Origin of the sequence: Micromonospora sp. SH-82 (assembly GCF_051132485.1) — a bacterium.
In the GTDB taxonomy this organism is placed as follows: Bacteria; Actinomycetota; Actinomycetes; order Mycobacteriales; family Micromonosporaceae; genus Micromonospora.
The window spans coordinates 2,923,867-2,943,187 of the sequence record NZ_CP148049.1 but is presented as its reverse complement, the minus strand read 5'-3'; the positions used below and the strand labels follow the sequence as shown (position 1 = coordinate 2,943,187).

Sequence of the window (19,321 nt, the reverse complement as noted above, 5' to 3'; positions counted from 1 at the left end):
GATGCTATCGGTCCCGCCCCGCCCCCCTCCCGGCGGGAAAGGAACCCCGGCCCCGGTTCCCGCCCCGATTGAACCTTTCCGGGCTCCCACCCGAACTACTCGGGTGTGGCCGGAGTCGGTACGGCCACCGCGACCCGACACCGATGGGGAGGCCGATCGCAATGACCCGTAGCGACATCCGGTGGAGCCGGACCGGACCGCTGGCCGCCCTGGCGGTGGCGGTCGTGGGGGTCCTGGCCTGGCCGGGCGCGGCGGTGGCGGCGGACGTGACGAGCACCCCGCTGCAGGCCCGGCAGGGCGATCCGGTGAAGTTCGAGATCGTGGTGCCCGAGGAGCGTCCCGGGGCCCGGACCCGGCAGGTCGAGCTGCGGTTGCCGACCGACGCGCCGGTCGCCGAGGCGTACCCGATGTCCGTCGACGGGTGGGCGCCGAAGATCACCAGCCGGAAGCTGGACGAGCCGGTGGTGAGCCTGCACGGCCCCCGCACCGACACCGTCACCGCCTCGGTCACCTGGGTCCGGGTCACCGGCGGCGGGGCGGGACCACACCGGCTCACCGTCTCCATGGGGCCGCTGCCGCAGGCCGAACGGATGACCTTCGAGGTGGTGCAGACCTACTCCGACGACACCGTGGTCCGGTGGGCCGACCCGGCGGGCGGGCGGCACCCGGCCCCGGTGCTGACCCTGCTGCCCCCGGCGGCCGGTTCGGCGGAGCACGGGGGTGGGATGCACGCCCACCCGACGCTCAGCTCCCGCCTCGCCGAGCCGCACGAGTTCGGCGGGTCGGCACCGTACGAGCCGGCCGAGGAGGGCTGGTTGAGCGCCGACGTCCTGCTCGGCGGCGGGCTGCTGGCCGGGCTCGGCGGCGGGGTGGCGTTCGGGTGGCTGGGCAGCCGCTGGTTCCGGCGTTCCGGCGGGGACGACGACTCCGCGACGGGTCAGGACACCCAGTCCGGCAGCGGCTCCCGGGAGGCCAGCCAGGCCGACGGGACCCCGCCGGGTGTCCCCACGCCGGTGTGCGCGGCCACCACCGACCCGGCGACGGCGGCGGTGGTGTCGACGTCACCGCCGGCGGCCACGCAGGCCCGTACCGCCGCCGGGTAGTCGGCGAGGTGCGTGGCCGCGACCCACAGTGTGAAGGGGACGGTGTCCTGGGCGACGGCCCGGGAGCCGTTGCCGAGGGCGTCGGCGGCGTCGGCCACCGGACGACCCAGGAGCGCGGCGGCGCGGCGTACCCCGTGGTGGACGTCGGTTCCGGGGTCCAGCGCGGCGGCCACCGCGGCCAGCAGCCGGTCCGGGGCCGGGCGGTCGTCGGTGAGGCGGGCCCGGGCGGCGAGGGCGGCGGCCACCGCGACCGCCTGCGCCCCGGCGATCCCCTCCGGGTGGGCGTGGGTGACCTCGGCGCTGGCCCGGGCCTGGGCGGCGGCGCGGGCGGTGGAGTCGGCGAAGTACGCCCCGAGCGGGCCGACCCGCATGGCGGCCCCGTTGCCGCAGGAGCCCTGCCCGTCGAAGGCCGAGGCGGCGGCCACCGGCCAGGGCGTGCCGGCACGGATCAGGCGCAGGAGCGTCGACGCGCCGGTGCCGTACCCACGGTGCGGCTGGTGACGGTCGGCGAACGCCCGTGCCAGCCGGTCCCTGTCGATCTCCCCGAGTGCGGCCAGCTCCGACACCACCGAGCAGGCCATCTCGGTGTCGTCGGTCCAGTGCCAGGGCGACGGTGGGAGCCGACCGGCGGCCAGGTCGGCCGGGGTCGACCCCGGTCCGACGAACCGCTCGCCGAGGGCGTCGCCGACCGACAGACCGGCCAGGGCGTCCCGGGCCAGCCCCAGACGGGTGTCGGCGAAGAGTACGTACGTCATTACCGTCCCAGCTTGCCGGGTTCCCAGGTGTGCCGCAACGGGGTCGGCTTGCCACGGGAAGTACCTTCTTGACGTGGCCACCGTGCTCCTGGTCGAAGACGACCACGTCGTACGCGGCGCGATGCTGCGATCCCTCACCGACAGGGGGCACGCCGTGCACGCCGTCGGTACGGCGCTGGAGGCGCTGCGCCGGGTGGCCGCCGAGACCCCCGACCTGGTCGTCCTCGACCTGGGCCTGCCCGACCTGGACGGCTCCGACGCGCTGCGGATGCTGCGCGGCATCACCGACGTGCCGATCATCATCGCCACCGCCCGCGACGACGAACAGTCGGTGGTCCGCCTGCTGCGGGCCGGGGCCGACGACTACATGGTCAAACCGTTCACCGGGGCGCACCTCGACGCCCGGATCACCACGGTCCTGCGTCGGGTCGGGCGGGCCAGCCGGGACGTCGCACCGGCCGTCCACGCCGTCGGCGGGCTCCGGGTGGACGTGGGGGAACGCAGCGCCCACCTCGACGGCGAGGCGCTGGCGCTGACCCGCAAGGAATTCGACCTGCTGGCGTATCTCGCCGCCCGTCCGGGCCGGGTAGTGTCCCGGCGGGAACTCTTGGAGGAGGTATGGCGGCAGCCATCGGTCGGCGAGGACCAGACGATCGACGTCCACCTGTACTGGCTTCGCCGCAAAATGGGCGAGTCCGCGGCGAAGCCGCGCTACCTGCGCACCGTGCGGGGGGTCGGATTCCGGTTGGTGGCACCGGACTGAGGACGGCGCTGGCGTGGCTCACCGCCGGCATGTGCACCCTCGTCGCGCTGGCCTTCCTGGTTCCGCTCGGTACGAACCTGCGCGAGCAGGCCCGCGACGCCGCGCTCGCGGACGCGGCCCGACGCAGCGCCCTGGTCACCGGCGCGCTGTCGGTCAGCACCGAGGCGGCGGTGGTGGAACGGGCCGTCGCGGCCACCGGCGACGATCCGGCGACCCGTCCCGTGGTCCACGGTCTCGGGGGCGGAACGCCCGGCGGTCGGGCGGACGGGGCCGACCTCGACGCCGTCGCCGCCGACCGCCGACCGGCGGTGGTGACGGTGCCCGGTGGGGTGGCCCGGCTCGATCCGGTGTCGCTCGGCGAGACGGTGGCGGTGGTGGAGGTCTTCGTCCCCGACTCGGCCCTCACCGAGGGCGTGGAGCGGATCTGGTGGCTGCTGGCGGCGGTGTGCGCCGCCCTCGTCGGGGCCACTGTGATCCTGGTGGACCGGGTGGCGGCCCGCGCCGTCGACTCGGCCCGGGGGCTGGTCCGGGCGGCGCTCGCGGTGGGCGGCGGGGACCTGGACGTCCGGGTCGAGCCCGGCGGGCCACGGGAGCTGGCCGAGGCGGGTCACGCGTTCAACCGGATGGCGGACCGGCTGGTGGTCTCGCGTACCGACGAACGGGAGATGGTGGCCGACCTGTCGCACCGGTTGCGGACCCCGCTGACGGTGCTCCGGCTCGACGCGGAGGCCCTGGAGTCCGACGACACCAGCGTGGGGCCGTTGAGCCAGGCGGAGCTGGACCGCCTTCGGGGGATCCGGCGGATCCGGCAGGCGATCGTCACCCTGGAGGGGGAGGTCGACGAGCTGATCACCGCCACCCGTAAGGCTGTCACCCAGGAGACCGCCCCGGGCAGCTGTGACGCCAGCGAGGTGGTCCGGGACCGGATGGTGTTCTGGGCGGCGCTCGCCGGGGACCAGAACCGCCCGCACCGGGTCTCCGGCGCCCACCTGCGGATTCCGGTGCCGGTGGCGCGGGCCGAACTCGCCGCCGCCCTGGACGCGGTGATCGGCAACGTCTTCCGTTACACCCCGCAGGGTACGGCGTTCGAAGTGGCGGTCTCCCGCCGTGACGGATACGTGGCGATCCGGATCGACGACGCCGGCCCCGGCATCCCGGACCCGGACCGGGCGCTGCGCCGGGGCACCAGTGACCAGGGGTCGACCGGGCTCGGGCTGGACATCGCCCGTCGGGTGGCCCTGCAGGCGAACGGTTCGGTGAGCATCGACCGGGCCCGGATGGGCGGGGCCAGCGTGGTGATGCTGCTGGCCGACCCGGATGCCGCGCCCCGGCCGGTCAACCGCTTCGGCCTGGTGGGTCGGATGGCCCGGGAGGTCCGGGAGCCGCGAAGCGCCCGTCGGCGGTGGGGCGGCCGAGAGACCGAAGTGGACTGAGCCCTCATGTCCGCAGACGTAAGTCTTTCTTAGATCCCGCTTAACCGGGGCTCCGCGGGCCTCGGACCGTGCCATGATCGGCGGCGAACCCATCAGTTCCACCGGCCGAACTTCCTGTCACCCACCCGGCCGGTGCAGCCGGGCGCGCGGCGGAGTGACGGTCCCCCACACCAGTCTCCGCCGCGCGCCGCACGGTTTCCCCTCCCGCCCTTCGACGACCTGTCAGCGGTCCACGGCGGCCAGATGAGCGTCGATCTCGGCGATGATCCGATCCTGCTCCGGTCCGGCCAGGAACGAGGCGGCCACCCCGGCACGCGCCAGGTCGGCCACCCCGGCCGGGTCGAGGTCGAGCAGGCGGGCGGCGACGGCGTACTCGTCGTCGAGGGTGGTCCCGAACATCGGCGGGTCGTCGGAGTTGATCGTCACCGGCACCCCGGCCTCGACCAGTCGGGGCAGGGGGTGGTCGGCCAGGCTCGCCACGGCCCGGGTCCGGACGTTGGAGGTGGGGCAGACCTCCAACGGGATCCGCCGCTCGGCGAGGTGACGCAGCAGGTCCGGGTCGTCCACCGCCGAGATCCCGTGCCCGATCCGCTCGGCGCCCAACTCCCGCAGCGCGTCCCAGATCGTCTCCGGGCCGGTCGTCTCACCGGCGTGCGGGACCGAGCGCAGCCCGGCCGCCCGGGCCTCGTCGAAGTACGGCTTGAACTGGGGTCGGGGCACCCCGATCTCGGGGCCGCCCAGACCGAAGCTGACCAGGCCGTCGGGGCGTTCCTGGAGGGCGATCCGCAGCGTCTGTTCGGCGGCCGGGAGTCCGGCCTCGCCGGGGATGTCGAAGCACCAGCGCAGGGCGACCCCGAAGTCGGCCTGGGCCCGCCGTCGGGCGTCCTCGATCGCCTCGCAGAACGCCGGGGCGGGGATCCCCCGCCGGACGTGGGAGTACGGCGTCACTGTCAGCTCCGCGTACCGGACCTGCTGCCGGGCCAGCTCACGGGCCACCTCGTGGGTGAGCAGCCAGACGTCCTCGGGGTCGCGGACCAGGTCCACCACGCTCAGGTAGACCTCGATGAAGTGGGCGAAGTCCCGGAAGGCGAAGTAGTCGGCCAGGGCGTCCGGGTCGGCCGGGACCGGGCTGTCGCCCTCGTGGCGCGCGGCGAGTTCGGCGACGATCCGGGGGGACGCGGACCCCACGTGGTGGACGTGCAGCTCCACCTTCGGCAGTCCGGCGATGAACGTGGACAGGTCGGTCACGGCTCCTCCTCGACGGTTCTGGCGGTAGTCTCCCAGCTCCGGGGCACCGGCTCGCGGCGGCGGGGCCGCAGCCGGGGGTGCGGGGGATACCGGCCGGTCACTAGGCTCTGCCGAATGGAGAGACGGAAATTCACGCGGCTCGGCCGCGACGTGGGCGTGGTCGGCCTCGGCGCCTGGCAGCTCGGTGCGGACTGGGGCGAGGTCAGCGAGGACGCGGCCCTGGCCGTGCTGAACGCGGCCGTGGACTCCGGGGTCACATTCCTCGACACCGCCGACGTCTACGGTGACGGGCGCAGCGAGCGGCTGATCGGCAGGTTCCTGCGCGAGCGCGGTGACGCCGGACTGACAGTGGCCACCAAGATGGGACGGCGGGTCGAGCAGATCCCCGAGGCGTACACCCTCGCGAACTTCCGGGACTGGACCGACAGGTCCCGCAGGAACCTCGGCGTCGACACCCTCGACCTGGTGCAGCTGCACTGCCCGCCGACCCCGGTCTTCGCCGACGACGCGGTCTTCGACGCGCTGGACACCCTGGTCGCCGAGGAGCGCGTCGCGGGGTACGGCGTCAGCGTCGAGACCTGCGACGAGGCGCTCACCGCGATCGCCCGGCCCGGGGTGGCCAGCGTGCAGATCATCCTCAACGCGGTCCGGCACAAGCCGTTGGAGCGGGTCCTGCCCGCCGCCGCCGAGGCCGGGGTGGGCATCATCGCCCGGGTCCCGCTCGCCAGCGGCCTGCTCTCCGGGCGGTACGACGAGAACACCACCTTCCCCGCCGACGACCACCGCACCTACAACCGGCACGGGGAGTCCTTCGACGTCGGCGAGACCTTCTCCGGGGTGGAGTACGACAGGGGGCTGGCAGCGGTCCGCCGGCTCGTGCCGCTCGTCGGGGCGGACCGGTCGGTGGCCCAGTTCGCGCTGCGCTGGATCATCGACCAGCCGGGGGTGACGGTGGTGATCCCCGGGGCGCGCAACGCCGACCAGGCGCGGGCGAACGCGGAGGCCGCCACGGTGGCGCCGCTGACCGACGCGGAGCTGGACGCGGTCCGTGACACGTACGACCAGGTGGTCCGCCCGCAGGTGCACGACCGGTGGTGAACGGCGTGGCGCCCCCCGCCGGTGATCCGGCGGGGCAGGCTGGTCCGCAGGGCGGCGTCGCGGCGAAGGGGGCTCCGATGAAGGACTGGCTCGCGCTGACCCTGGGGCTGCTGGCGGTGGTCCTCGGGGCGGTCTGGACGGTGCAGGGCCTGGGGTTCGTCAGCGGCAGCCTGATGAGCGACCAGCCGGTCTGGGCGGTGGTCGGGGCGGTCCTGCTCGTCGTGGGGCTCGGGGTGCTCTGGTTCGCCCTGCGCGCCCGTCGACGCCCCTGACCCCGGTCGACCGGTCGCCTCCTGCGACGTCGGGCGGGGGTGCCCGGGTCAGCCTCGGACGGGTGGGACCGGCCTGCGAAAAAGCCCCGTATCCCTACGGATACGGGGCTCGATCGCGTTCACGGGTCGGGACCGCCGGGATGAGCGGCGGCGACCGGCCGGCGACGCTTTAGATGGGGCGGACCTGCTCGGCCTGCGGGCCCTTCTGGCCCTGAGCGATCTCGAACTCCACCCGCTGGTTCTCCTCCAACGAGCGGTAGCCGCTGGACTGGATGGCCGAGAAGTGGACGAACACGTCAGCACCCCCGCCGTCGACGGTGATGAAGCCGAAGCCCTTGTCAGCGTTGAACCACTTCACGGTTCCCTGCGCCATGTGAATCTCCTTCTAAAACTGGCGGCCGAGCACGCCGTACGGCCGATTGGCCGTCTTCGAGAAGCGGAGCCTGAGGCGGCCCCCGGTAAAGGGAACTTCTCTCAAACCACGCCGTCTCTCGACAGCGTGGAACAGCAAACCACGTACGCAAAATCTCTGCACAGCCTACCCGACGAATTTCTCCGACATGTGACCTGACCGATGCCTCACGCTCCCCGGCCGGGGCCACCCCGACCACGACAAGACCCCCTCTGAGCAGGTCAGGAGGGGGTCTTCGAGAGGGGTCGTGCTCAGTCGGGCCACTGGCCGGTGATCCGCCGTACCCCCACTGCACCACCACGGTCGACGGCCGCCCGGACGACCGAGAAGATCGCACCCTGCAGCGCCGCCGCAGCCAGGATCTCCACCCAACGGCGGTCCTCGTCGGTCGGGTTCGGTGCGTCACCGTCCCCGGCAGTCAACTTCCAGACCTGTCGGAAGACAGCACCCGCCACCGCACCGGCGGCCAGTCCCATCAGAACCCCGACGGGCTTGTAGACGGCCTTGTTGACGCGCCTGCTCACCTGTTCCTCCCCCTGATGACCAACAACACCACCACTGCCGCCACCGCACCGGCGGCGACGGCCGCCCACGGTACGGGGTTACGCCGGACCAGTTCGCCCGTCTCGTGCGCCTGACCCCGCGCCACCTCGGCGGTGTGCGCCGCCTGTCCGCGTACCCGCGCGGCGGTCGACGACGTCTGCTCGCGTACCCGCCTGCCGGCGTGGTCGGCCGAACCCCTCAGCCGCTCCTTCGCCTGCCCGGCGGAGCCCTTCAACAACTCCTTGGCGTGGTCGGCGGACTCCTTCACGCGCTCCTTGGCGTGGTCGGCCGAGTCCTTGACCCGCTCCTTGGCGTGATCGGCGGAGTCCTTGAGGCGGGCCTTGACGTCGGCCTTGGCCGCCAACTGCTCGACCGTCTCGCCCAACTCCATCCGGGTACGCCGGATCTCCGCCCGCAGGGCCTCGGCGTCCCCGGTGCCGTTGCCGTTGCCGTTGGCCGTCATGGCCGCCTCCCGTCCTTCACCGCGGCGCTCACCGTGTCGACGTCCGCCCGGACGCTTGTCACCGCCGCCGCCGGGACCGGCGGAACGGCCTGCTTCACCTGCTTCTTACCGGCCAGCGCGAGGATGCCCGCGACCACGAAGAGCACCACCGCCACGATCAGGGCGGACAGCCAGGCGGCGATCCAGGTCGCCAGGAGCAGGACCACCGCGGTGATCAGCGCACCGAGCCCGTAGAACGCCAGGGCACCGCCACCACCGAAGAGGCCCACCCCGATGCCGGCGTGGCGGCCCTTCTCCGTCAACTCCGCCCGCGCCAGTGTCAGCTCGTCCCGGATCAGCCGCGACACCTGCTCGGTCGCCCGCTGCACCAGTTCCGCGGTGGACGGCTCGGCCCCGGTCCGAGTCGTACGAGAATTCGCCACCTCTGTCATGCTGCCCTCCTTTCACCGTCACCGCGCTGTATGCCCCGACCGGGCACCGGTCAATCCTGGTGGGCAGCAGTCCCCGTCACGGAGCCCGTCAAACACCCGTTCCGGACAGACCACCCGGCAGGTGCAACGCCGACCCGGGCGGGAAGGTCACGACGACCCTGTCGCGTCGGGGGCGCAGACGGGGTCGACAGGGCGGACGACGACCCGGGTCGCGTCGGGGTGCGAAGGTCACGACGACCCGGGTCGCGTCGGGGGACGGCAGCGGGTCAGCGGCGGGCCTCGACGCGGCCGTTCGGGGCCTCGGCCGGCTCCTCGCGGTGCTCGCCGTCCTCGGCGGGACCGACGAAGGCCTCACTGCGGGCGTCGCCGTCGTCGCTGCCGCCGAAGAGGCGGGCGTCGTCCGGCGGGTTCGACTCGATCGGGGCACGTCCGGAGCGGCGGGTCGGGCGTCGGAGCTGTCCCGACTGCCAGGGCAGGGTGCTGGACTCCTCGCCGACCTCGGCCCGCATCCGGGGCAGGGCGGTGGGCCGCTGGTCGCGTACCCAGGCCACCAGGTGTTCGCGGACGACGCAGCGCAGGTCCCACAGGCTGCCGGAGTCGGCGGCGCTGACCAGTGCCCGGATCTGGATGGTGCCGCCGGTGGCGTCGACCACCTGCAGGACGCAGACCCGGCCGTCCCACAGGTCGGTGCTCTCCACCACCCGACGCAGTTCCTCCCGCATCGCCTGGACCGGCACCGACCAGTCGACGTCGAACATCGCGGTGCCGAGGACCGCCGCCTCGGTCCGGGTCCAGTTCTGGAACGGGGTGCTGGTGAAGTAGGAGGTGGGCAGGACCAGTCGCCTGTCGTCCCAGATCTGCACCACCACGTAGCTGAGGGTCAGCTCCTCGATCCGGCCCCACTCCCCCTCCACCACCACCACGTCGTCGAGGCGTACGGCGTCGCTGAAGGCCAGCTGGAGCCCGGCGAAGACGTTGCCGAGCAGGCTCTGTGCGGCGAGTGCGGCGACCACACCGACGACACCGGCACTGGTCAGGACACCGGCACCGATCCCCCGTACGGCCGGGAAGGTCATCAGCATCACGCCGAGGGTCAGCACCACGATCACCGCGATGGTGACCCGGCGCAGCATCACCACCTGGGTCCGGACCCGTCGGGCGTGCCTGTTGTTGGGGACGTCCACCCGGAACCGGGCCAGGGCCGTGTCCTCCACCACCACCAGCAGCGAGGTGACCAGCCAGGCGGTGCTGGCGATCACGCAGAGCACGAGCAGGTGCAGCACTATCTGTCGCCACGGGGTGCCGACGGCGTACCCGGTGCTGAACCGGACGGCGAACTGCACGGCCAGGACGACCGCCGTCACCTGGATGGACCGGTGTGCGTGCTCGGTGAGCTCGCTCAGCAGCAGGGACCGACGGCCGAGCCGCCGCATCACCCGGTGTGCGACGCCGACGAGCAACAACGCGGCCGTCGCCGCGCCGAGCGCGGCGACGACCGTCGTCAGGTAGTTCTGCACGTGTTCCTCTCCCTCTGCCCGGCTGACCATCTGGGCGCAAAGCCCCCATGGTGCCCGGCAGACCCGGAATCGACCAGGTCGTCAGACCTTGCGGTACCGGGACTGGAGGAAGCAGTAGACGCCGAAGGCGGCGATGCCCAGGGCGACGAGTCCGAGCAGGATGGTGCCGAAGGGCTGGTCCCGCAGGGTCCGCAGCGCGGCGTCCAGGCCCCGGGCCTTCTCCGGGTCGTAGTTGACGGCGGCGACCACGACCAGGACACCGGCGACGGCGAAGGCGGAGCCACGGGCGGCGTACCCGGCCATGCCCAGCTTGCGGGCGAGCTGACGGGTCTTCGCGCTCATCTCACCGGTCTTGAGGTTCTTCTCGAACTTCTTCTTGATCCCGTAGATCGCCTGGCCGATACCGATGCCGGCGACCACCAGGCCGACGAAACCGACCAGCCACCGACCGCCGGTGGACTCCATCAGCTTGGAGGTCATGTCCTCCTGCTGGTCGGCGCTGCTCGAGGAGGAGGCGCTGTTGACGACCTTGTACGCGGTGAAGGCGAACCAGCCGTAGACCACGGTCCGGGCGCCCGAGAGGACCCGCTCGACGATGCGTCGGTTGCCCTCCTCGCTGACGTGACCGACGGCGGCCTGGGTGAGCTGCCACAGGGCCATGGCGACCATGCCGACCCCGATGGCGATCACGATGAACTTGCCCATCGGCTGGGCGGCGAGGGTACGGAGGGCTCCCGACTGGTCGCCGTCGTCGGGCGAGCTGCCGAAGGCGATCTGGAGGGCCAGCCAGGCGAACAGCAGGTGCACCACCCCGTAGCCGATGAAACCGGCCCGGGCGAGGAGTTCGAGCCACCGGCTGTTCGCCGTCTTCGAGGCGGTGGCTTCGGCGTTCCGGGTGAGAGACATGGCGCCTCAATCTCCGAATGTGGAGATTCCCAAACGTCTGTGCCGACCGGCCCGGCCGCAACCGCGTCGGGGCCGGTCGGAGCCCTCCTACGGTCAGCCGTTGGGGTTGCGGGCGACCCGGATCTGGACCTGCTGGTCGGTGACGCTGTCCAGCGTGACGCTGAAGCCGCCGACCTCGGCGGCCTGCTGTCCGACGGTGAGCGACAGCCGCTCCCCGGCGACCTCGACGGTGACCTGGTCACCTTCGGCGCCCACGAGTCGGGTCTCGACGCCGAGGATGGTGGCGTGCGCCTCGACGCCACGTTCGAAGGTGACGGTGCAGGCGTCCAGGCCGCAGTCGGTGGAGGCTCCCTCGGAGCTGCAACCGGCGAGGAGGGCGACACCGAGTGCCAGACCGGCCAGGAGACCTGCGGCGCGGCGGATGGGGGTGTGGTGGGGGGTACCGGTGCGGTTCGTCACGCCGCTCAGCGTACGAGACCGAGGCGACCCCGAACAGCATCCAAGATCACCCTTCGGGTCGAGAGTGGAGTGAGCTGCCCGTCGAGCACCGAGATCCCGCGGTCGACAGGGGTCGGCGGACGGGCGGGGGCGGGCGGGGGCGGATAGGGTCGGGCGATGAGGGCTGACAACTGATGCCTTTCGGTCGTCAAGAGTGCCCACTAGTCGACTATGGTCGGCGTCGTGAATTTGAAGGAATGGGCGGCGGCCACGGGAGTCTCGTACGCGACGGCACGTCGGCGGTACGAGTCCGGAACGCTGCCTGTTCCCGCGTACCGCCTCGGCCGCCTGATCATGGTCGGTGAACCGATCACCGGCGCGAGGGTCGAGACTGGGCAGACGGTGGTGTACGCCCGGGTGTCGTCAGTCGATCAGAAGACGGACCTGGACCGGCAGGTCGCCCGGGTCACCGTGTGGGCCACCGGGCAGGGACTCGGCGTGGACCGGGTAGTGACCGAGGTCGGGTCCGCACTCGATGGGCACCGTGAGAGGTTCCTCGCGTTGCTCCGCGACCCTGCTGTGTCGACGATCGTCGTCGAGCACCGGGACCGGTTCGCCCGGTTCGGTGCCGAGTACGTCGAGGCCGCTCTGACCGCGCAAGGCCGCCGCCTGCTGGTGGTGGACCCGGCCGAGGTCGATGATGACCTGGTCCGAGACGTGACCGAGATCCTGACGTCGTTGTGTGCCCGGCTGTACGGCCGTCGTGCCGCCGCGAACCGTGCCCGCCGCGCGGTCGAGGTCGCCACCGAGAGCGGCCCGGCGTGAAGGCGATCCAGGCGTACCGGTTCGCCCTTGACCTCACCCCCGGCCAGGAGCGTGACGTGCTCGCCCATGCCGGGGCGGCCCGGGTCGCGCACAACTGGGCGCTCGCCCGGGTCAAGGCGGTCATGGACCAGCGGACCGCCGAACGCTCCTACGGCGTGCCGGACGAGCAGCTCACGCCGTCGCTGTCCTGGTCCCTGGCCGGCCTGCGGAAGGCGTGGAACACCGTGAAGGCGGAGGTTGCGCCGTGGTGGGGCGAGGTGTCCAAGGAGGCGTTCAACACCGGCCTGGACGCGCTCGCGCGCGGGTTGAAGAACTGGGCCGACTCCCGCACGGGCGTCCGTGCCGGTCGACCGGTCGGGTTTCCCCGGTTCAAGTCTCGCCGCCGCACCACGCCATCCGTGCGGTTCACGACCGGGGCGATCCGGGTCGAGCCCGACCGGATGCATGTCGTGCTGCCCCGGCTGGGCCGATTGAAGCTACACGAGTCGGCCCGCAAGCTGGCCCGCCGCCTGGACAACGGCACCGCCCGGATCATGTCCGCGACCGTACGGCGCGACGGCGGACGCTGGCACGTGTCGTTCACCGTCGAGGCCGAACGGGCCGAACACACCCCCGCCCGGCCCGTGTCGGTGGTCGGTGTCGACGTGGGGATCAAGCATCTCGCGGTGCTGTCCACCGGCGAGTTGGTCGACAACCCGCGCCACCTGGTCGCCGCGCACCAGTGGATGCGCTCGCTCGGCCGTGCGCTGTCGCGCAAGACCGGCCCCGACCGGCGCACCGGACGTCGGCCGTCGAAGCGGTGGGAGCGGGCAGCGGCCCGGCTCGGCCGGGCACACGCCCGCGTGGCGAATCTGCGTCGCGACGGGATGCACAAACTCACCACCCGGCTCGCCCGCGAGCACGGCACGGTTGTGGTGGAAGACCTCAACATCACCGGTATGCTCGCCAACCGCAAGCTGGCCCGGCACATCACCGACGCCGGGATCGCGGAGATCCGCCGCCAGCTGGCATACAAAACCTCGTGGAGCGGCAGCCGGCTACTCGTGGCCGATCGCTGGTACCCGTCCTCGAAAACCTGCTCGGACTGCGGCACGGTGAAAGCCAAGCTGGCCCTGTCCGAGCGCGAATACACCTGCGAGGCGTGCGGTCTGGTCATCGACCGCGACCGCAACGCCTCGCTCAACCTGGCCGCTCTCGCGGCCGAGTTCGACACCGCCGGGAGTGGCCCGGTGGCAGCACGTGGAGCCGACCAGAAGACCCGCGTACGCGGGCAGGTGGCGTCGAAGCGTGAACCCGGCACGGCATCCGTCGGTCAGACCGGGACCGTCCCGCCGCAAGGCAGGACTACCAACCGTGTGCTCACTAAAGCGCACTGAGAGGTAACGGAACGACCGCAGGTACGCCCGGGGACGGATCGTGCTCGCCGGGGCGCTGACAGTGGTGATGGTGCTCGTGGTGGGCGGCGCGGCGTACTGGCGGGGGTGGTTCACCGACCCGTCGGTGGCAGACCCGCCGCAGGTCGACCCGGCCGGGTTGGAGACGGTGCTGACCGGGCTGGCGACCCTCTGGGGGGTGGCCTTCCTCCCGGACGGCTCGGCACTGGTCACCGAGCGGGACAGCGGGCGGCTCCTGCGGGTCGCCGGGGGCCTCAGCGGGGAGGTGACCCGGGTTCCCCGGGGTGGTCGCCGGCGGCGAGGGGGGCCTGATAGGGGTCGCGGTCGCCGACAGCTACCCCGAGGACGGCTGGATCTACCTCTACCACACCGCCGAGGACGACAACCGGATCGTGCGGATGACCCTGGAGGGGGGCACCCCGAAGCCGGTCCTCACCGGCATCCCCAAGGCCCGTACCCACAACGGGGGTCGGATCGCCTTCGGCCCGGACGGGATGCTCTACGTCGGCACCGGGGACGCCGGGGACCGGAACAGCTCCCAGGACCGGGACTCCCTGGCCGGCAAGATCCTGCGGCTCACCCCGGAGGGTCGACCCGCCCCCGGCAACCCCTTCGGCGACTCCCCCGTCTACAGCTACGGCCACCGCAACGTGCAGGGGCTGGCGTGGGACTCCACGGGTGCCCTCTTCGCCGCCGAGTTCGGGCAGAACCGGTACGACGAGCTCAACCGGGTCGAGCCCGGCGGCAACCACGGCTGGCCGGAGGTGGAGGGGGACTCCGACGACGACAGGTACGTCCGGCCGGTGGCGACCTGGGCCACCCACGAGGCCTCCCCCAGCGGCATCGCGATCGTCGACGACACCGTCTACGTGGCCTGTCTGCGGGGGCAGCGGCTCTACCGGATCGGCACCGACGGGCAGGGCGCCGAGTCGCTGCTGACCGGTGAGTACGGGCGGCTGCGCCACGTCGAACCCGCCCCGGACGGCTCCCTGTGGGTGCTGACGAACAACCGTGACGGGCGTGGTGCCCCGGGGCCTGACGACGACCGGATCCTGCGCCTGGAGCCCTGACCGGTCCACCCCTCCCGACGGGTGCCGTCGGCCGCACCCGGGGCCGATGCCGCCCTCAGGTGCGGCCGACGAGCAGTTCGGCCGCCGCTCGGGTCACCACCCGGGTCGCCCCGTGGGTGGCCACGTGCACCCGGCCGACGACCAGCTCGGGCACCCCCAACTCGACCACGACCGCGTCCGGCCGGGCGGCCAGGGCGCGTTCCACAGCCGCCCGCATCCATCCGTGCCGGTGCAGGTCCCGGACCACCAGGACCAGGCGTCGACCGGCGGCCCTGACGGTCGCGTCGGCGTGGGGGTCGGACTCGGCGTACCGGACGGTGGTGGTGTCCGGGGCGAGGTCGGCCAGCGGGGCACCGAGCCCCCAGGGGGTCTCCGCCCCGATCGCGATGTTGCGGGACGGCTCGAACTCCACCACGTGCACCGGCCCGGCCAGCGGAAGCAGCCCCGGGTCGCCGTCGACGGTGACCCGGAGCGCCCGGCGGGCCGCGACCAGCCCCACCGGGGAGCCGTCGACAGTGGTCGGGGTCCACCCGGACCGACCGGACCGCTCCTCGGCGGTCCAGGTGGCGAGCTGTCCGACCCGTCGGGCGGCGTCGGCGAGCCGCTCCTCGGGCAGGTCACCGGCGACGACGGCGGCGACGATGGCGTCGCGGAGCAGCCGGGCGGTCGCCTCGTCGGCGTGTTCGCCGCCGACGCAGATCGCGTCGACCCCGGCGGCCAGGGCGCGGACGGCCGCACCGGTGAGGCCGTACCGCCCGGTGACCGCCCGCATCTCCACCGCGTCGGTGACCACCACACCGGTGAAGCCCAGGTCGTCGCGGAGGACCCGACCGAGGATCCGGTGACTGAGGGTGGCCGGGAAGTCCGGGTCGAGGGCCGGGACCAGGAGGTGACCGGTCATGATCGCCTGCACTCCGGCGGTCACTGCGGCCCGGAACGGCAGCAGTTCGGTGCTCTCCAGCCGGGTCCGGTCGCCGTGGATGGCGGGCAGGTCGTGGTGGGAGTCGACCCGGGTGTCCCCGTGGCCGGGGAAGTGCTTGGCGCAGGCCGCCACCCCGGCGGACTGGAGTCCGCGTACCCAGGCGGCGGTGTGCCGGGCGACCAGGTCCGGGGCGGCACCGAAGGCGCGTACCCCGATGACCGGGTTCTCCGGGTCGGAGTTGACGTCGGCGTCGGGGGCGTAGTTGAGGTTGATCCCGGCGGCGGCGAGTTCCCCGCCGAGGTCCCGGGCGACCGCCTCGGTCAGCGCCGGGTCGTCGACCACCCCGAGGGCCAGGTTGCCGGGCCGGGAGCTGCCCCGGGCGGACTCGAAGCGGGTGACGTCCCCGGCCTCCTCGTCGATGGCGACCAGGACGTCGGGGCGCTCCGCCCGCAGGGCTGCGGTGAGGGCGGCGACCTGTTCGGGGTCGACGACGTTACGGGCGAAGAGCACCACAGCGCCGAGGCCGTCGCCGACCCAACGGCGTACCCAGGTGGGTGGGGTGGTGCCGACGAACCCCGGTTGCAGGACGGCGGAGGCCAGCGCGGTCAGGCTGACCGTGGGGGCGCTCACGCGGCCACCCCCCGGGCCCGGGGGTGGAGTTTCGACGTGCCGACTGTGCAGGTCAACTCGCTCATGCGCCTCGCCCATCCCCCGTCTCGGCTCACACCGCAGCAGGCCCGACCGCCTCACGGCCCTGCCATGTTCACACCGGGACCGGAAATAGTCAATAAACCTTACTGTTAGCCGGTGGCCGTCCCCGCACCGGCCGTGGCAGAGTTCCACCATGGAACCCACCACCCTCGCCGACGCCACCAGCGCCGCCGACATCCCGGGCGTACGCCTGCTCGGGCTCCTGGTGGGTGGTCTGCTGCTGTTCGCCGCGATCAAGGCGATGTTCGGCCGCCGGTGACCCCGACGCCGGTCCGCCTCTCGGGGGCGGTCCGGCTCTCGGGCGCGGTCCGACCCCGAGGTCACCGCAGGCCGAGGCTACGGCGCAGCCGCAGGTACCCCTGCGGGGTGCCGATCCCGGCCCGCTCGTCGGGGTGGTCGACGTAGTACCGCAGGACGTCGGCGAGGAACCCGACGCGCACGGCCAGGGTGTCCCCGTTGATGCGGGGCCGACGCCGTGGGCTGATCAGCAACCCCCGCTGGACGACCAGGTCCGGGCGGGACACCACGAGGCTCACGGACCGGCCCGAGGGCGGGAGCGGGCCACCGGGGGCGAGGGCCGCCCAGGGGATCACCCGGGAGCCGAGGAGGTCCCGCGCCTCGACGCCGGTCGGGGTCAGGTCGACGCGCGGCCGGGACCGGAAGACCCCGACGGCCTGGGCCATGACCACCACGCCGACCAGGAGGACGAGCAACGCCAGGTCGATCATCAAGATCGTTTCGACGGTGCCCTCGTCCCACCGGGACCGGTCCACCAGGGACGTGGTGATCGCGCTGACGAGGAGGACCTGACCAGCGCAGAGCCAGCCGGCCACCCGACTCGGCCCGGCCCGGAAGGCGGCCACCCCGGGCCGGAGGTCGACCACGCCGAGCCTCGCCGATCCGCCTCCGGAAGCGAGGAGGACGGCACCGAAGGCGAACACCGCCAACAGGTACGGAACCCCGCCGATCCAGAGCGCCGAGGCCAGGTCGGCCGGCACCCACCAGATCTGAGCCGCCACCCAGCCGACGGCGAACACGTCGGCCAGGCCGACCACCCACCGGTTCGCCCAGGTGGCATCGGTCGCCCGCTCAGGGATCCCGGCCGGAGCACGGCCGTCCTCGGGGTCAGCGGCAGTCGTCACCGGCACATGATGGCACCCCCGGCCACTCCGCTGTGTGCACAGTGCACCGGCCGTGACCGGTCTTGCGTGATCGTTTGCGGTTCAGGTGCTCGACACGCCGGGGAAGTGGCATCTGGCGTGCGAACGACCACCGGAGCGACGACCGTTCGGCGGGCGGGGTGGGCGGTTTCGGTGGGGGGCGGTCAGGGTACGTCCCCGGCCACCATGAAAGCGACGAACCCCCACTCCACGACCCTGCGCCGTGCGGCCCGCAGCCTGTTCGGCTGGACGCAGCTGCGCCCCAACCAGCTGGCCGCGATGCGGGCGGTGATGAAACGCCGCGACGCACTCGTGGTGTTGCCGACCGGTGCGGGTAAGTCGGCGATCTACCAGATCCCGGCCAGCCTGATCCCGGGGCCGACGGTGGTGATCTCTCCGCTGCTGGCCCTTCAGCAGGACCAGATCGCGGCCCTCAACGAGCGACAGCGACCCGAACTGCGGGCGGTACGGGTCAGCTCCGACGAGTCCCCGACCCAGCAGGCCGAAGCGATCGAGGAGATCCGGCAGGGGCAGGCCGAGTTCCTGTTCATCACCCCGGAGCAGCTGGCCAACCCGGACCGGCTGGCCGAGGTCCGGGACCTCGGACCGGCGCTCGTCGCGATCGACGAGGCGCACTGCATCTCCGCCTGGGGGCACGACTTCCGCCCCGACTACCTGGCGCTGGGCCACCTGATCGACGAGCTGGGCCGCCCGCCGGTGGTGGCCCTGACCGCCACCGCCTCTCCCCCGGTACGCGAGGACATCATCGCCCGGCTGCGGCTGCGCGACGCCGAGGTGGTCGTCTCCGGACTGGACCGGCCGAACCTGTTCCTCGAGGTGGCGCACTGCCCGACCGAGGACTACCGGTGGCGGCGGCTGATCACGCTGCTCAACGACGACAGACGTCCGGGGATCATCTACGTGCCGACCCGTCGGGCCGCCGAAGAGCTGGCCGGGCGGCTCACCGAGGCCGGTTTCCCGTCGCAGTTCTACCACGGGGGGATGGCGACCGGGGCACGTGCGCAGCTGCACGAGGCGTTCCTCGCCGACCAGGTGCCGATCATGGTGGCCACCTCGGCGTTCGGGATGGGCATCGACAAGCCGAACATCGCCTGGGTGGTGCACATGGCGCTGCCCGACTCGCCGGACAGCTACTTCCAGGAGATCGGGCGGGCCGGCCGCGACGGGGAACCGGCCCGGGTGCTGCTGCTGTGGCAGGCCGAGGACATCGGGTTGCAGCGCTACTTCAGCGGCGGCCTGCCCAACCGCGACGAGTTGCACCAGCTGGCCGCGTTGGTCCGCAGTCGACCGGCGACCCGCAAGGCGTTGCGCGACGCCACCGGGCTCGGCCCCCGCAAGCTGGGACAGTTGCTCGCCCTCCTGGAGCAGGTCGGTGCGGTGGAGCCGCGCAAGCGGCAGCGCATCGGTGCCCCCCGGTACGGCCCCAGGCCCGCCGCCGCAGCCGACGCGGCGCTGGCCCAGGCGGAACGTCAGCAGAGCGTCACCCGGTCCCGTACCGACATGATGCGGGCGTTCGCCGAGACCACCGGCTGCCGGGGGCAGGCGCTGCTGGCGTACTTCGGCGAGCAGATGACCGAGCTGTGCGGGCACTGCGACAACTGTCATGCCGGGACGAGTGTGGCCGAGGTGAGGGACGAGGTTCCCTTCCCGGTGCACAGCCAGGTCCGGCATCCGGAATGGGGTTCCGGGATGGTGCTCAACTACGAGGACGACCGGATGACGGTCCTCTTCGACGAGGTCGGTTACAAGACGCTCTCCGTACCCGTGGTGTCGGAACAGGGCCTGCTGACGCTCGACTAACCTGAGCCGGCGAGGACGCCTCGCCTGCGGTCGGCG

The 19,321-nt window shown here is 72.7% G+C and carries 19 protein-coding genes and 3 pseudogenes; 10 read left to right on the top strand and 12 right to left on the bottom strand.

What is annotated here, in order from left to right:
* Positions 1-143 precede the first annotated feature (143 nt).
* Positions 144-626 (top strand): annotated as a pseudogene (locus WHN02_RS13545) (DUF1775 domain-containing protein); the annotation flags it as partial.
* 311 nt (positions 627-937) lie between these two features.
* On the opposite strand, the gene WHN02_RS13540 reads toward WHN02_RS13545, so the two are convergent.
* Complete coding sequence (locus WHN02_RS13540) at positions 938-1,858, bottom strand: ADP-ribosylglycohydrolase family protein (protein WP_434743638.1); 921 nt, start codon at positions 1,856-1,858, stop codon at positions 938-940.
* A gap of 73 nt (positions 1,859-1,931) precedes the next feature.
* Here WHN02_RS13540 and WHN02_RS13535 point away from each other — a divergent pair, with 73 nt between their 5' ends.
* Positions 1,932-2,621, top strand: a complete 690-nt coding sequence (locus WHN02_RS13535; protein ID WP_350897855.1) for a response regulator transcription factor — start codon at positions 1,932-1,934, stop codon at positions 2,619-2,621.
* A gap of 29 nt (positions 2,622-2,650) precedes the next feature.
* Positions 2,651-4,054: an ATP-binding protein gene (locus WHN02_RS13530; protein WP_434743637.1), complete on the top strand. Its 1,404-nt coding sequence runs from the start codon at positions 2,651-2,653 to the stop codon at positions 4,052-4,054.
* Between the two features lie 222 nt (positions 4,055-4,276).
* Here WHN02_RS13530 and WHN02_RS13525 read toward each other — a convergent pair whose 3' ends face one another.
* Positions 4,277-5,302: an adenosine deaminase gene (locus WHN02_RS13525; protein WP_434743636.1), complete on the bottom strand. Its 1,026-nt coding sequence runs from the start codon at positions 5,300-5,302 to the stop codon at positions 4,277-4,279.
* A 114-nt stretch (positions 5,303-5,416) separates the two neighbouring features.
* Here WHN02_RS13525 and WHN02_RS13520 point away from each other — a divergent pair, with 114 nt between their 5' ends.
* Both WHN02_RS13520 and WHN02_RS13515 read left to right on the top strand, forming a co-directional pair.
* Positions 5,417-6,400: an aldo/keto reductase gene (locus tag WHN02_RS13520; RefSeq protein ID WP_434743635.1), complete on the top strand. Its 984-nt coding sequence runs from the start codon at positions 5,417-5,419 to the stop codon at positions 6,398-6,400.
* Positions 6,401-6,477: 77 nt separating this feature from the next.
* A complete protein-coding gene (locus tag WHN02_RS13515; RefSeq protein WP_434743952.1) occupies positions 6,478-6,672 on the top strand; it encodes a hypothetical protein in 195 nt (64 codons plus the stop codon).
* A 169-nt stretch (positions 6,673-6,841) separates the two neighbouring features.
* Here the strand turns inward: WHN02_RS13515 and WHN02_RS13510 are convergent, their stop codons facing one another.
* The 8 genes and pseudogenes from WHN02_RS13510 to WHN02_RS13475 all read right to left on the bottom strand — a co-directional run bounded on the left by WHN02_RS13510 (position 6,842) and on the right by WHN02_RS13475 (position 11,403).
* Positions 6,842-7,045: a cold-shock protein gene (locus tag WHN02_RS13510; RefSeq protein WP_088962828.1), complete on the bottom strand. Its 204-nt coding sequence runs from the start codon at positions 7,043-7,045 to the stop codon at positions 6,842-6,844.
* Between the two features lie 290 nt (positions 7,046-7,335).
* Entirely contained in the window at positions 7,336-7,560 is a 225-nt protein-coding gene (locus tag WHN02_RS13505; protein WP_434743951.1) for a DUF4235 domain-containing protein, read from the bottom strand.
* A 44-nt stretch (positions 7,561-7,604) separates the two neighbouring features.
* Positions 7,605-7,799: pseudogene (locus WHN02_RS13500) on the bottom strand (DUF3618 domain-containing protein); the annotation flags it as partial.
* Positions 7,800-7,931: 132 nt separating this feature from the next.
* Positions 7,932-8,090, bottom strand: a pseudogene (locus WHN02_RS13495) (DUF3618 domain-containing protein); the annotation flags it as partial.
* On the bottom strand, positions 8,087-8,521 hold the full coding sequence (locus tag WHN02_RS13490) for a phage holin family protein (protein ID WP_434743634.1): 435 nt from the start codon (positions 8,519-8,521) through the stop codon (positions 8,087-8,089). The pseudogene WHN02_RS13495 and the gene WHN02_RS13490, both read right to left, overlap by 4 nt.
* Positions 8,522-8,787: 266 nt before the next feature.
* Positions 8,788-10,038 carry a mechanosensitive ion channel family protein gene (locus tag WHN02_RS13485; RefSeq protein ID WP_434743633.1) on the bottom strand — a complete coding sequence of 417 codons (1,251 nt, stop codon included), beginning with the start codon at positions 10,036-10,038 and terminating at the stop codon, positions 8,788-8,790.
* Positions 10,039-10,119: 81 nt separating this feature from the next.
* Positions 10,120-10,944 carry a DUF1206 domain-containing protein gene (locus WHN02_RS13480; RefSeq protein ID WP_434743632.1) on the bottom strand — a complete coding sequence of 275 codons (825 nt, stop codon included), beginning with the start codon at positions 10,942-10,944 and terminating at the stop codon, positions 10,120-10,122.
* 93 nt (positions 10,945-11,037) lie between these two features.
* A complete protein-coding gene (locus tag WHN02_RS13475; RefSeq protein WP_434743631.1) occupies positions 11,038-11,403 on the bottom strand; it encodes a hypothetical protein in 366 nt (121 codons plus the stop codon).
* Positions 11,404-11,625: 222 nt separating this feature from the next.
* On the opposite strand from WHN02_RS13475, the gene WHN02_RS13470 reads away from it, so the two are divergent.
* From WHN02_RS13470 to WHN02_RS13460, 3 genes are all read left to right on the top strand, one after another.
* Positions 11,626-12,207, top strand: a complete 582-nt coding sequence (locus WHN02_RS13470) for an IS607 family transposase (RefSeq protein WP_434743630.1) — start codon at positions 11,626-11,628, stop codon at positions 12,205-12,207.
* Complete coding sequence (gene tnpB, locus WHN02_RS13465) at positions 12,204-13,583, top strand: IS607 family element RNA-guided endonuclease TnpB (protein ID WP_434743629.1); 1,380 nt, start codon at positions 12,204-12,206, stop codon at positions 13,581-13,583. Before WHN02_RS13470 ends, tnpB begins: the two co-directional genes overlap by 4 nt.
* Before the next feature lie 302 nt (positions 13,584-13,885).
* Complete coding sequence (locus WHN02_RS13460) at positions 13,886-14,671, top strand: PQQ-dependent sugar dehydrogenase (protein WP_434743628.1); 786 nt, start codon at positions 13,886-13,888, stop codon at positions 14,669-14,671.
* 55 nt (positions 14,672-14,726) lie between these two features.
* Here the strand turns inward: WHN02_RS13460 and WHN02_RS13455 are convergent, their stop codons facing one another.
* The gene (locus tag WHN02_RS13455; protein ID WP_434743627.1) at positions 14,727-16,223 is read right to left on the bottom strand and encodes a glycoside hydrolase family 3 protein; all 1,497 of its coding nucleotides are present in this window, start codon (positions 16,221-16,223) and stop codon (positions 14,727-14,729) included.
* A gap of 214 nt (positions 16,224-16,437) precedes the next feature.
* On the opposite strand from WHN02_RS13455, the gene WHN02_RS13450 reads away from it, so the two are divergent.
* On the top strand, positions 16,438-16,563 hold the full coding sequence (locus WHN02_RS13450; protein WP_434743626.1) for a hypothetical protein: 126 nt from the start codon (positions 16,438-16,440) through the stop codon (positions 16,561-16,563).
* 61 nt (positions 16,564-16,624) lie between these two features.
* On the opposite strand, the gene WHN02_RS13445 is transcribed toward WHN02_RS13450, so the two are convergent.
* Positions 16,625-17,446, bottom strand: coding sequence for a PH domain-containing protein (locus WHN02_RS13445; protein ID WP_434743625.1), 822 nt, complete (start codon positions 17,444-17,446; stop codon positions 16,625-16,627).
* A gap of 204 nt (positions 17,447-17,650) precedes the next feature.
* Between WHN02_RS13445 and WHN02_RS13440 the strand changes: the two genes are divergently transcribed.
* On the top strand, positions 17,651-19,285 hold the full coding sequence (locus tag WHN02_RS13440; protein WP_434743624.1) for a RecQ family ATP-dependent DNA helicase: 1,635 nt from the start codon (positions 17,651-17,653) through the stop codon (positions 19,283-19,285).
* Positions 19,286-19,321 lie beyond the last annotated feature (36 nt).